The organism is Streptomyces sp. NPDC006516 (genome assembly GCF_040611875.1).
Classification (GTDB): domain Bacteria; phylum Actinomycetota; class Actinomycetes; order Streptomycetales; family Streptomycetaceae; genus Streptomyces.
In genome coordinates, this window is record NZ_JBEXPD010000001.1 from 430,269 (window position 1) to 442,706 (window position 12,438).

Consider the following 12,438-nt stretch of genomic DNA (forward strand, 5'->3'; position numbering starts at 1 on the left):
CGGGCGGTTTCCAACCGGCTAAGCGGTGGCCGCCGCCGCGTCCGCCGCCTGCGCCTTCAGCGCGCGCTCCACGCCCGCCCTGGACTCCGACATCAGGCGGCGCAGCGCCGCGCTCGGCTGCGCGGACTCCAGCCAGCCGTCCGTGGCGTCCAGTGTCTCCTGCGAGACCTGGAGAGCCGGGTACAGGCCGACCGCGACCTGCTGGGCCATCTCGTGGCTGCGCGAGTCCCAGACGTCCTTGACCGCCGCGAAGTACTTCTCCGTGTACGGGGCGAGCAGTTCGCGCTGGTCGGTCTGCACGAAACCGCCGATGACCGCCTCCTGGAGGGAGTTCGGCAGCTTGTCCGACTCGACGACCGAGGCCCACGCCTCGGCCTTCGCCTCCTCGGAGGGCCGGGCGGCCCGCGCGGAGGCCGCGTGGCGCTCGCCTGCGGCCGTCCTGTCGCGCTCGTACTCGGCGGCGATCTCCTCCTCGTCGAGCAGGCCCACAGCCGCAAGGCGCTGCACGAACGCCCAGCGCAGCTCGGTGTCGACGGCCAGGCCCTCGATCACCTGCGTGCCGTCCAGCAGCGACTGCAGCACGTCCAGGTGCAGCGGACTGCGGGCCGTCGCCGCGAAGGCACGGGCCCAGGCCAGCTGGTGGTCACTGCCCGGCGCCGCCGCGCGCAGGTGCGCCAGCGTCGCCTCGGTCCACTGGCTCAGACCCGCCTCGCGCCACTCCGGGGCGGAGTAGAGGTCCAGGGCCAGCTTCACCTGACGGTGCAGCGACTGGACGACGCCGATGTCCGACTCCTTGCCGATCCCGGAGAGGACCAGCGCCAGGTAGTCACGTGTCGCCAGCTCGCCGTCACGCGTCATGTCCCAGGCTGAGGCCCAGCTCAGGGCGCGGGGCAGCGACTCCGTGAAGTCGCCCAGGTGCGCGGTGACGACCCGCAGCGACTCCTCGTCGAGACGGACCTTCGCGTACGACAGGTCGTCGTCGTTGAGCAGGACGACCGCCGGGCGCGGCGTGCCGGCCGGGAACGGCACGGTGGTGCGCTCGCCGTCGACGTCCAGCTCGATCCGGTCCGTGCGGACCAGCTTGCCCGCCGCGTCGAGGTCGTAGCAGCCGATGGCGATGCGGTGCGGACGCAGCGTGGGCTCGCCCTTCGCGCCGGCGGGGAGCGCGGGGGCCTCCTGGAGCACGGTGAACGAGGTGACGTGGCCGTTCTCGTCGGTCTCGATCTCCGGGCGCAGGATGTTGATCCCGGCCGTCTCCAGCCACGCCTTCGACCAGGTCTTCAGGTCACGGCCGGAGGTCTCCTCCAGCGCGCCCAGCAGGTCCGACAGGCGCGTGTTGCCGAAGGCGTGCGCCTTGAAGTAGGCCTGCACGCCCGTGAAGAACGCGTCCTTGCCGACGTACGCCACGAGCTGCTTCAGGACCGAGGCGCCCTTCGCGTACGTGATCCCGTCGAAGTTCACCAGGACGTCGTCGAGGTCGCGGATGTCCGCCATGATCGGGTGCGTCGACGGCAGCTGGTCCTGCCGGTACGCCCAGGTCTTCATGGAGTTGGCGAACGTCGTCCAGGAGTGCGGCCACTTCGAGCCCTCGGCGTCCGCCAGGCAGGCGATCGAGGTGTACGTGGCGAACGACTCGTTCAGCCAGAGGTCGTTCCACCACTCCATGGTGACCAGGTCGCCGAACCACATGTGGGCCAGCTCGTGGAGGATGGTCTCGGCCCGCGTCTCGTACGCCGCGTCGGTGACCTTCGAGCGGAAGACGTACTGGTCGCGGATGGTGACCGCGCCCGCGTTCTCCATCGCCCCGGCGTTGAACTCCGGGACGAAGAGCTGGTCGTACTTGGCGAAGGGGTAGGCGTAGTCGAACTTCTCCTGGAACCAGTCGAAGCCCTGCCGGGTGACGGCGAAGATCGCGTCCGCGTCGAGGTACTCGGCGAGCGAGGGCCGGCAGTAGATGCCGAGCGGCACGGACTGGCCGTCCTTCTCGTAGCTGCTGTGCACCGCGTGGTACGGACCGGCGATGAGCGCCGTGATGTAGGTGGAGATGCGCGGCGTCGGCTCGAAGGACCAGACGTCGTCCTGGGGTTCGGGCGTCGGCGAGTTGGAGATCACGGTCCAGCCGGAGGGTGCCTTCACGGTGAAGCGGAAGGTCGCCTTCAGGTCGGGCTGCTCGAAGCTCGCGAACACCCGGCGGGCGTCCGGGACCTCGAACTGGGTGTAGAGGTAGGCCTGCTCGTCGACCGGGTCGACGAACCGGTGCAGACCCTCACCGGTGTTGGTGTACGAGCAGTCGGCGACGACCTTGAGCTCGTTGGCACCGGCCTGCAGGTGCTTCAGCGTGATCCGGGAGTCCCGGAAGACCGCGGCGATGTCCAGGTCCTTGCCGTTCAGCACGATGTCGTGCACGGCAGGGGCGACCAGATCGATGAAGGTCTCCGCCCCGGCTTCGGCGGAGTCGAAGCGCACGGTGGTGACGGACCGGTAGGTGCCGCCCTCCTGCGCGCCGGAGAGGTCGAGATCGATCTCGTACGCGTCCACGGTCAGCAGGCGCGCCCGCTCCTGTGCCTCTTCGCGGGTCAGATTCGTGCCAGGCACGCGGTCATCTCCTTCGATGTGCGAGTTTCTGGCCATCCTTCCACGTGGGGTGGCCGGAGCGCGATGTCCGTTTTCCGCCGGACCTGCGGGGGTTCCGGGGGCCACCCTCGGACCATGACCATGTACACGGCACTGCCCATCGGCCCCAGCACGCTGGAAGAGCTCCGGACGGCCGACGACGCCGGACGCCCCTGCGTCCCCTACACGGCCACGGAGAACGGTGACCCCCTGCGCTGCTGCCTGCGCGGCGCCGGGGCGGGGGAGCGGATCGCGCTCGTCTCGTACGCGCCGCTGCGGCGCTGGGCGGCCGAGACCTGGGCGCGCCCGGGTGCCTACGACGAACAGGGCCCGGTCTTCATCCACGCCGAGGAGTGCGAGGGCCCGGCCGAGGACCGGACCGGCTACCCGTTCTCGCGCGCGGGCGCCCTGCGCACGGTCCGGCGCTACGACGCGGAGGGCAGGATCGTCGGCGGCCGGCTGCTGGAGATCCCGGCCGACGAGGAGCGGGGCTTCGACGAGGCGCTCGCGGAGGCCTTCGCCGACCCGGAGGTGGCGCTGGTGCATGTGAGGGCGGTGGAGTACGGGTGCTACCACTTCGAGGTGCGCCGGGGCTGATACCTGCGGTAGCCAACTGATTCCTACGGGCGGTAGGATGGTCATCATGAAGATCAGTGTGAGCTTGCCGCAGGAGGATGTCGCCTTCGTCGACGAGTACGCCGCGAAGACCGAGGCAGACTCCCGGTCGGCGGTGATACACGCCGCCATCGAGGCTCTGCGCGCCTCCAACCTGGAGGCCGACTACGAGGCCGCTTTCGCGGAGTGGGACGCGAGTGAGGACGCCGCGTTCTGGGACCGGTTCTCCGGGGACGGGCTGACCGATGAAGCGCGGTGACATCTACCTGGTCGAGTACGAACCGGTCCGAGGCAGTGAGGCCAACAAGGCCAGGCCCTCGGTGATCGTCTCGAACGACGGCGCCAACGCGGTGGTGGACCGGACCGGGCGCGGCGTGGTCACGGTCGTGCCGCTGACCTCCAACACCTCTCGGGTCTACCCTTTCCAGGTGCTGCTGCAGGCGGACGAGTCAGGCCTGCCCAAGGACAGCAAAGTGCAGTGCGAGCAGGTGCGCGCGATGGCGCACGAGCGGTTCCTGAAGCGCGTCGGGACCGTGCCGCGTCAGCGGATGGGGGAGATCGAGGCAGCCCTGCGGCGCCATCTCGCCCTCTGACCCGAGGCGCGCGAAGGGGCGGCCACCCGGATCCGGTGGCCGCCCCTTCGCGCGGGCGGGGAGGGCGTCAGCCCTTCAGCTCCGCCGCCACCAGCTCCGCGATCTGCACCGCGTTCAGCGCGGCGCCCTTGCGCAGGTTGTCGTTGGAGACGAACAGCGCGAGGCCGTGCTCGACGGTCTCGTCGACGCGGATGCGGCCCACGTACGAGGCGTCCTTGCCGGCCGCCTGGAGCGGGGTCGGGATCTCGGAGAGCTCCACGCCCTCGGCGTCCTTCAGCAGCTCGTAGGCGCGCTCGACGCTGATCGGGCGGGCGAAACGGGCGTTGATCTGGAGGGAGTGGCCGGAGAAGACCGGGACCCGCACGCAGGTGCCGGAGACCTTGAGCTCCGGGATCTCCAGGATCTTGCGGGACTCGTTGCGGAGCTTCTGCTCCTCGTCCGTCTCGAAGGAACCGTCGTCCACGATCGAACCGGCGAGCGGCAGCACGTTGAAGGCGATCGGGCGCTTGTAGACGCCCGGCTCGGGGAAGTCGACCGCTTCGCCGTCGTGCGTCAGCTTGTCCGCGTCGGCGACGACCTTGGAGACCTGGCCGTGCAGCTCCGCGACACCGGCGAGCCCGGAGCCCGAGACCGCCTGGTACGTGGCGACCGTCAGCGCGTCGAGCTGCGCCTCCTGGTGCAGCGGGCGCAGCACCGGCATGGCCGCCATCGTGGTGCAGTTCGGGTTGGCGATGATGCCCTTGGGGCGGTTCCTGATCGCGTGCGCGTTGACCTCGGAGACCACCAGCGGGACCTCGGGGTCCTTGCGCCAGGCGGAGGAGTTGTCGATCACGACGGCGCCCTGCGACGCGACCTTCTCGGCCAGCGCCTTGGACGTGGCGCCGCCCGCCGAGAACAGGGCGATGTCGAGCCCCGTGTAGTCGGCGGTGGAGGCGTCCTCCACGGTGATGTCCGTGCCCTCGTACGCGATGGTGGAGCCCGCGGAGCGCGCGGAGGCGAACAGTCGCAGTTCGTCGACGGGGAACTTCCGCTCGGCCAGAATCCTGAGCATGACTGTGCCGACCTGACCGGTGGCGCCGACAATTCCGACCTTCACTGGGACTCCCTCACAGATGCGAACGGGCACGCTTGCCGGTCCATGATGCGTATGTCCCCGGCTTCCTTGTCCAATCCATTGTCCGGCAGGCGGACGCACCGCGCACAGAGCTGTGGGGCGGGAGCCCTTGAGAGCACCCGCCCCACAGTCATGAGGTGTCGTACGGATCACACCGTGGCGAGAGCTACGGCGCGACCTTCTCGATCACGACGCTGCCGGTGCCCGCCGCGGTGCCGCGGGAGTTCACCAGCTGCACCTCGCCGAAGAACTGCCGGCCCTCGGGAGCCGCTCCGGCGACCACGACCTCGGCGCCGACCTGGGCGGACGCGCCGTTGGCCAGGTTCACGGCCTTCGACTCGTCGACCTTGATCTCGCCGAGCGACGGGGAGTAGTACACGTCCCGGTAGTCGTACTCGGTGGTCCCGGCCGACACCGAGTAGCCCTCGATGACGATGGTGTACGTACCGGCCGCCGGCTTCACCAGACTGACCGACTCCTCCGAGCCCGCCGACGTGGAGGCACCGACCTCCGTCGCACCCTTGAGGACGCGCAGGTCGATGTCGGCGTTGGCGTCCGACGTGTTCCCGATGGCGACGTCCAGCTTCTCGACGCCCTCACCGATGGTGACCTCCTTGCGGTACTCGCCACCCGTGGAGATCGACGGACGCTCGACGTCGGCCGAGCCCAGTGAGCCGCCCTTGAGCTTGCCCTCCAGGTCGCCCGCGTTGTTGGTGACCGTCCACTCGACCGCGGCCGGGGTGCCGATCTTCGCCTCGGCGATGGTCTGCACCGCCGGGTCGAAGGTGGCACCGAGCAGCGAGACGTCCAGCTTGTACGGGTTGTCCAGCAGCGGCGACGTACGGCGGGACTCGACCTCGATCTCCCAGACGCCGGGCTGCGGGTCCTTGTAGGAGCGCGTGTCCGGGCGGCAGGTGTTGGTCGGGTTCTCGTAGTTCGGGTAGCAGTAGATCGTGGAGCTGTCCTCGACCGCGACACCGTACGGGTGGATGGAGATGAACCGCGTCTGGCTGCCCGAGCGCAGGGCGCTCAGTGCGACCTCGAGGGTCTCGGCGCCCTCCGGGACGTTCAGGAAGTACGACGTGGTGCCGTTGCGCTGCACCGAGCCGGTCGTCGAGAACGCGTAGGCCGGCTTCACCAGGTCCTTGGCGACGACCACCGTGGAGAGGATCTGCTGGTCCACGCCGACGGTCTTCGCGTCGTCCACCCGCAGGATGGCGCTGTGGACACCCGCCGTGCGGGGCTTCGCCTGCACCTTGACGGTCACCGGCTTGCCGAGCGGCAGCGAGACGGTGCTCGAACCGGTCAGGGAGAAGGTGCCGTCGTCGTTCTTCCACGACAGCTTGTGCTTCACGGCCTTGTCCGGGCCCGTGGTGCGGGTGATGACGATGTCGTACGACTTCTTCTGGCCGGCCTTCAGGCCGCCCTCGCGGTCGTACAGACCGGTGCCGAAGCCCGGGTCCTTCAGCGCGAAGTCGATCGCGGTGTCGACCGGGGCCCTCACCGTGTACTCGTGGGCCGCCGCGCCCTGCTTCTCGATCTGCTTCCAGGCGCCGATGATGTCGATCAGGCCGGAACCCTGGGCGTGCGCGGGCACGCCGTCGATGTGGGTGGCGGTGCTGGTCAGCGCGGTCCGCAGATCGGCCGGGGGCAGCTCGATGTTCTTCTGCTTCGCCGCGGACAGCAGGAGCGCGGTGGCGCCGGCGGCCTGCGGGGAGGACATCGAGGTGCCCTGCAGCATCGAGTAGCCGGCCGGGAGGGAGTAGCCCGCCTCCTTGACCGGGCCGCCGGGCAGCCAGGTCTGGGTGGTGTTGATGGACGCACCCGGGGCCGTCAGGATCGGCGCGAAGCCGCCGTCCTCACGCGGACCGCGCGAGGAGAAGGGCAGCATGTCGTACTTCTTGGTGACGTTCGAGCCGTAGTTGGCGGCCCAGGTCTCCTTGGAGACGGACGCGCCCACGGAGATGACGTGGTCGGCCAGGCCGGGGTCACCGATGGTGTTCACACCGGGGCCGTCGTTGCCGGCCGAGATGACCAGCTGGACGCCGTAGATGTCGATGAGCCGCTTGTAGAGCTCGGCACGGGCGTTGTTGCCGTCGTTGAGCGGCGGCAGACCGCCGATCGACATGTTGACGACGTCGACGCCGCGGTTCACGACGAGGTCGATCATGCCCTCGGTCAGCGCGATGTTGGTGCAGCCGCCGGACCAGGTGCAGGCGCGCGAGGAAACGACCTTGGCGCCGGGCGCGGCGCCGTTCATCTTGCCGCCGAACAGGCCGTTGGCCGCGGTGATGCCCGCGACGTGCGTGCCGTGCTCGCTCTCGATGACGCCGATGTTCACGTAGTCGGCCGTGGCGCCCGCCGCGTTGTAGACCACGTTCTTGCGGGTCTCGACGACGAACGGGATGCGCTCGACGACCTCGGTCGCCGGGTTGTCCTGGCCGAAGTAGCCGACCTGGTGGCCGTCCTTGTACGGCTTCAGTGCGGCCTCGTCACCGAAGTCCGCGTCGTTGTCCAGGTCCACACGGGCGGTGCCGGCGGTCGGGTCGTAGAGAACGGCCCAGACGTCGGTGGTGTCGCCGTCCCGGTTCAGGTCCCCGGCCATGTCGCCACCCCTGGTGGCGGCCTCCGAGAAGAGCTGGATCTTGTAGGACCCCTCAGGCGCCGAGTAGGTGCGACCGCCGATGGTGAAGGCCGGACCGGCGACCGAGGCCGTCATCCGCAGCCAGGTGCCGTCCCCGTCACTGACGGGGTCGGTGGCGGTCACCCAGTCGACGATCTTGCGCTCGCCGGTGGTGGTCTTCTGCAGCGCGGGGTGGCCGAGGTCGACACCGGAGTCCAGGACGCCGATGGTGATCCCGCGGCCGTCGGCCTTCGGGTGCTGCTTCACGAAGTCGACCGCGCCCGTCTCGAAGGACGGGTTGTACGGGTTCTTCGCCGGGGTGTTCCTGTCCGGCGCCGGGTAGCTGCCCGTGGCCTTCTGCTGCTTCGCTCCGGCGGCCCGGTCGCCCGCGGGCGTCGGGTCGTCGAGCTTGATCTCCTGCTCGAGATCGATGCCCTTGACGGAGGAGAGCTTCTGCGCCGCCTTGATGGTGGCCTCGGCGGTCGCGGTCGGCACGGTCGCGCGGACGTAGCCCAGCTTGTCGTACCGCTGCCCCGGCACGGAGCCCTTGACGGCGTCCAGTTGCGCGGTGACCTGCTCGGTCGCCCCGGGCGTGGTGGCGACCATCATCGTGATGTTCTTCTCGCCCTTGGCCTCGGCCTTCGCCAGCACGTCGGCGTCGGCCTCGCCCAGCTTGTCGCCCTTGGTGCTCGTGGCGGCGGGCTTCACCGGAGAGGAGGCCGGATCGTCGGCGGCGAAGACCGGGGCGGCGCCGGAGGCGGCCAGTGTGGCCGCCAGACCGGCCGCGGCCGCGATGCGCGCGGCGCGTCTCGCCCCGGGTATGGAGCTGGGGGATTCCTTGGTCATCAGCATCCCTGTTTGTGAAAGAAAGAGAGAGTCCGGAATTCGGTACCCGATGACCGCTCAGCCTTTCGTAAATGACAGGGGTTTGTGGAGAGTTGGCGGGGACGAGAACGGGACATGGCGTAGATCCGCCACCGGGAGCATTGCGCCACTTACCGTGGCAACACCACCACACAGGCCGCGGGTTCACGGTCGCAGGCCGCCATCAGCGCCGTGCGCAGCACCACCGCCTGCTGTGCCGCCGCCTCGCGCAGCTGCTTCGGCGTCACCCGCACCACGGCGATCCCGAGCCTCTCCAGCCGCTCACGCTCCGCCGCGAAGGCGACGGCGTCCTCCCGGGGGGAGCGGGCGCCGAGTTCGAGGGCGACGGCCTGTTCCGGCCAGTAGGCGTCCACACCGCCCAGGTGGCCTCCGCCCGGCAGGGACAGCTCCACGTTCCACACCGGCTCCGGCAGCCCGTGCCCGCGCACCATCTCGTACAGCCGGCCCTCCGCCACCGCCCGGCCCTCCATCAGCAGTGCGTCCACCGCGTCCACCACGTGGGCCCGGCCCAGGAGTTTGGCCGCGTTCAGTTCCCGTACGACCGGGCCCGGTTCGCAGTGTCCCCCTCGCACCGCCTCGGTCAGGAGCCTGCGCACCGTCGAGGCGTCCGTGAGCGCGGCCACCGCGTCGGCGACGGCCCGCTCCACCGGGGCCAGCGGAATCCCGAGCCTGAGCTGCGGCCGGGGGAGTGAGGCGGCCCGGGTCACCTGCACGAAGCGGGCGGAGCGCAGCCGCCGGGTGCGCGGCACCAGTACGTCGATGCGGTGCAGCGCGATCACCGGCGGCGCGGACGTGAAGCCGTACAGGGCCAGCGCCGCGAGCCCCGTCACCATGGCCTCCCCGTAACCGGGCCCGGGCTGGACCGGCACGGCCCGGCGGGCGGTGGCCGGGGGCCGTCCCGCGTACAGCAGCGCGCCGCGCACCCGGTCCTCGTTCGTCGGCGGGCCGGGGTGCAGCAGGTACACATCGGGGAGCAGTTGCTGCCACGGCCCGCCGGGCAGGCACCGGTCGGCGGTCTGTGCGGCGGTCACGCCCCGGGCGCGCAACTGCGCGGCCGACTGCACGCGGTGGCGCACATCGTGGGAGGCGCGGGGGGAGAGTGGGGTGTTCTGGGTCATGCCGGGGAGGTTCCCGCAGGCCCGCGGCGCGGTAACCCGTGTTACAGGTCCGTCGACATTTCAGGACGAGCCCGTCCTGAAGCACGGCAGTTCGAATGCCGAAAAGGGCGGTCGAGGCAGGGATTGCACGGCGCACGCCCCGCACGGTTGTGCGGGGCGTGCGCCGGAATCTCACGCCGCCGCGTCGCGCTCCTGCCCCCGCAGCGCCCGTGCCAGATCGTCCCGGGCCTCCAGGACCAGCCGCCGGAGTGCCGGTGCGGCCTCGGGGTGCGAGGTCAGCCACGCGTCCGTCGCGGTGAGGGTCGCGGGGTCGTCCTGGAGCCCCGGGAAGAGACCCTTGACCACGTCCATGCCGATCTGGATGGAGCGCTCGGCCCACACCCGCTCGATCGCCTCGAAGTACGAGGCGGTGTACGGCGCCAGCAACTCCCGCTGCGAGGGCTGTTCGAAGCCGGCGATCGTCGCCCCCACCAGGGCGTTGGACAGCTTGTCCGACTCCACGACCGCCGCCCACGCCTGGGCCTTGACCGCCGCCGAGGGCCGGGATGCCAGGCACCGCACGTGGTGGCGCTTGCCGGACGCCGTGTCGTCCCGGGCGAGTTCGGCGTCGATCACCGCCTCGTCGGCCACGCCGTGGGAGGCCAGCGGCGACAGGAACGCCCAGCGCAGCTCCTGGTCGACGTCCAGGCCCTCGATCACGGCGGAGCCGTCGAGCAGCCCGGCCAGCAGCTGGAGGTCCGCCTCGCTCTCCGCGACCGCGGCGAAGAACCTGGCCCACGTCAGCTGGTGCTGGCTGCCCGGCTCCGCGCGGCGCAGCTCCGCCAGCGCGCCCTCGGCCAGCGCCCTGCCGCCCTCTTCGCGCCAGGCCGGCGCGGCGTAGTGCACCAGGGCCGACTGCGCCCAGGCGTGCAGCATCTGGAGCACGCCGATGTCCGACTCGCGGCCGGCGGACGACAGCACCAGGGCCACGAAGTCCCGGGCCGGCAGCAGCGCGTCACGCGTCAGGTTCCAGAGGGCGGACCAGCACAGCGCACGGGCCAGCGGGTCGGTGATGTCACCGAGGTGCTCGCGCAGGGTGGCCAGGGACCCCTCGTCGAAGCGGATCTTGCAGTACGTGAGGTCGTCGTCGTTGACCAGGACCAGGTCGGGCCTCTCGGAACCCGCCAGCTCCGTGACCACGCTCCGCTCACCCGCGACATCGGTCTCGGCGCGGGCGTACCGCACCAGCTCACCCTCGGGGGACAGCCGGTAGAGACCCACGGCGACCCGGTGGGGCCGCAGCTCCGGGTGGGAGGCCGCGGCCTCCTGCGTCACGGCGAGCTCCGCGATCCGGCCGTCCTCGCCGTACGACACGACCGGCGTCAGGACGTTGACCCCCGCCGTCTGCAGCCACGCGCGCGACCAGGCCGTCATGTCCCGGCCCGAGGTCTCGGCCAGCACCGAGAGGAGGTCGCCCAGCTGCGTGTTGCCGTACGCGTGCTGCTTGAAGTAGCGCCGCGCGCCCTCCAGGAACGCGTCCCGCCCCACGTACGCCACGAGCTGCTTCAGCACCGACGCGCCCTTGGCGTACGTGATGCCGTCGAAGTTCAGCTTGGCGTCCTCCAGGTCACGGATGTCGGCCGTGATCGGGTGGGTGGACGGCAACTGGTCGGCGCGGTAGGCCCAGGCCTTGCGGTTGTTGGCGAAGGTGATCCAGCCGTTGGTGAAACGGGTGGCCTCCACCATCGAGAAGGTCCCCATGAAGTCGGCGAAGGACTCCTTCAGCCACAGGTCGTCCCACCACCGCATCGTGACCAGGTCGCCGAACCACATGTGCGCCATCTCGTGCAGGATGACGTTGGCGCGGCGCTCGTACGAGGCCGAGGTGACCTTGCCGCGGTAGATGTACTCCTCGCGGAAGGTGACGAGGCCCGGGTTCTCCATCGCCCCGAGGTTGTACTCGGGCACGAACGCCTGGTCGTACTTCCCGAAGGGGTACGGGTAGTCGAAGTGGTCGTGGAAGAAGTCCAGGCCCTGCTTGGTGATCAGGAAGACGTCGTCCGCGTCGAAGTGCCGCGCGAGTCCCTTCCGGCACATCGCGCCGAGCGGGACCTCCAGCTTCGTACCGTCGTCGAAGGTCCGGGTGTAGAGGTCGCTCACGTAGTGGTACGGCCCCGCGACGACCACCGTGATGTACGTCGAGATCGGCTTCGTCTCCGCGAAGCGGTGGACCTCGCCCTCCTGGGACTCCTCCTCGCCGTTGCTCCAGACCCGCCAGCCCTCGGGAGCCGTCACCTCGAAGCGGTAGGGCGCCTTGAGGTCGGGCTGCTCGAAGTTGGCGAAGACGCGGCGGGCGTCGGCCGGTTCGTACTGCGTGTAGAGGTAGACCTCGCCGTCCTCCGGGTCGACGAAGCGGTGCATGCCCTCGCCCGTCCTGCTGTACGCGCACCGCGCGTCGACCACCAGGACGTTGTCGCCCTCGGCGAGGTCCTCCAGCGCGATACGGGTGCCGTCGAAGACGGCCGCGGGGTCCAGGATCTTGCCGTTCAGGGTCACCGCGTCCACAGCCGGGGCCAGCAGATCGGCGAAGGTCGAGGCGCCGGCACGGGCGGCACGGAAGCGGATCGTGGTCTGCGAGCGGAAGGTGCGCGGACCGGCCTCGTCGCCCCCGTCGGGCTCACCGACGGCGGAGCGGAGGTCGAGCGCGACCTCGTAACCGTCGACGGTCAGCAGCTCGGCCCTTTCGCGGGCCTCGTCGCGGGACAGGTTCTCACCGGGCACGGAGCACTCCTTTGTGTCTCGTTCGAAGACCTTCGATCCTCCCATGCACCCTCCGGCGCCGGTGCACGGGAATGGCCGGAGGGCCCCGTGGTGTTCCGGCTCACAGGTGCAGACCGA

General features: G+C 70.3%; 8 protein-coding genes. 3 read left to right on the top strand and 5 right to left on the bottom strand.

Translation table 11 applies throughout. The annotated features are described in order from the left end of the window. Nucleotides 1-18: 18 nt before the first annotated feature. Nucleotides 19-2,595: an aminopeptidase N gene (gene pepN, locus ABZY45_RS01850; RefSeq protein WP_356735071.1), complete on the bottom strand. Its 2,577-nt coding sequence runs from the start codon at nucleotides 2,593-2,595 to the stop codon at nucleotides 19-21. A 114-nt stretch (nucleotides 2,596-2,709) separates the two neighbouring features. Here pepN (ABZY45_RS01850) and ABZY45_RS01855 point away from each other — a divergent pair, with 114 nt between their 5' ends. Genes ABZY45_RS01855 through ABZY45_RS01865 form a run of 3 tightly spaced genes read left to right on the top strand, consistent with a single transcriptional unit; the run spans nucleotide 2,710 to nucleotide 3,821 of the window. Further along, entirely contained in the window at nucleotides 2,710-3,210 is a 501-nt protein-coding gene (locus ABZY45_RS01855) for a DUF1203 domain-containing protein (protein WP_356735073.1), read from the top strand. A 46-nt stretch (nucleotides 3,211-3,256) separates the two neighbouring features. Then, nucleotides 3,257-3,487 carry a ribbon-helix-helix domain-containing protein gene (locus tag ABZY45_RS01860; RefSeq protein WP_033299349.1) on the top strand — a complete coding sequence of 77 codons (231 nt, stop codon included), beginning with the start codon at nucleotides 3,257-3,259 and terminating at the stop codon, nucleotides 3,485-3,487. Next, entirely contained in the window at nucleotides 3,474-3,821 is a 348-nt protein-coding gene (locus tag ABZY45_RS01865) for a type II toxin-antitoxin system PemK/MazF family toxin (protein WP_356735075.1), read from the top strand. Before ABZY45_RS01860 ends, ABZY45_RS01865 begins: the two co-directional genes overlap by 14 nt. Before the next feature lie 67 nt (nucleotides 3,822-3,888). Here ABZY45_RS01865 and ABZY45_RS01870 read toward each other — a convergent pair whose 3' ends face one another. The 4 genes from ABZY45_RS01870 to pepN (ABZY45_RS01885) all read right to left on the bottom strand — a co-directional run bounded on the left by ABZY45_RS01870 (nucleotide 3,889) and on the right by pepN (ABZY45_RS01885) (nucleotide 12,321). Continuing rightward, the gene (locus ABZY45_RS01870; RefSeq protein WP_356735077.1) at nucleotides 3,889-4,917 is read right to left on the bottom strand and encodes an aspartate-semialdehyde dehydrogenase; all 1,029 of its coding nucleotides are present in this window, start codon (nucleotides 4,915-4,917) and stop codon (nucleotides 3,889-3,891) included. Between the two features lie 184 nt (nucleotides 4,918-5,101). Then, entirely contained in the window at nucleotides 5,102-8,410 is a 3,309-nt protein-coding gene (locus tag ABZY45_RS01875; protein ID WP_356735079.1) for a S8 family serine peptidase, read from the bottom strand. Between the two features lie 143 nt (nucleotides 8,411-8,553). Then, the gene (locus ABZY45_RS01880) at nucleotides 8,554-9,561 is read right to left on the bottom strand and encodes a hypothetical protein (protein WP_356735081.1); all 1,008 of its coding nucleotides are present in this window, start codon (nucleotides 9,559-9,561) and stop codon (nucleotides 8,554-8,556) included. Between the two features lie 171 nt (nucleotides 9,562-9,732). Next, nucleotides 9,733-12,321 carry an aminopeptidase N gene (pepN, locus tag ABZY45_RS01885; protein WP_356735083.1) on the bottom strand — a complete coding sequence of 863 codons (2,589 nt, stop codon included), beginning with the start codon at nucleotides 12,319-12,321 and terminating at the stop codon, nucleotides 9,733-9,735. Nucleotides 12,322-12,438: the final 117 nt, after the last annotated feature.